This is a genomic window from Streptomyces sp. URMC 124, assembly GCF_051386455.1.
In the GTDB taxonomy this organism is placed as follows: Bacteria; Actinomycetota; Actinomycetes; order Streptomycetales; family Streptomycetaceae; genus Streptomyces.
The window spans coordinates 1-265 of sequence record NZ_JBPQTS010000501.1 but is presented as its reverse complement, the minus strand read 5'-3'; the positions used below and the strand labels follow the sequence as shown (position 1 = coordinate 265).

Here is a 265-nt window from a genome sequence, read left to right as displayed (position 1 = left end):
ATAAGGCCGTCGGCCTCCTCCAGCCTCCAGAACGACCGCACTGGCCCGTACATGGTATTGATCGAGCCCTCCGCCCATGTCAGGCCCGGTCCCGGGATAGGAGCTATTACCATGTGCTTATACCCTGGAGAAGCCTCCACCGTTTGGATGCCGGCCACAGTCCGGTATAACCAATCGCCGATGGCGCCGTATGCATAATGGTTGAATGAATTCATGTCGCTGCTCCAGAAGCTTCCGTCTTCCTTAATGCCGTCCCAATGCTCCC

The 265-nt window shown here is 57.4% G+C and carries 1 protein-coding gene; it reads right to left on the bottom strand.

All coding sequences use genetic code 11. From position 1 onward, the window contains the following. Positions 1-248 (bottom strand): alpha-L-rhamnosidase C-terminal domain-containing protein (locus ACSNOG_RS33475; protein WP_436756432.1); only part of this gene is annotated, 248 nt, incomplete at its 3' end. Positions 249-265: the final 17 nt, after the last annotated feature.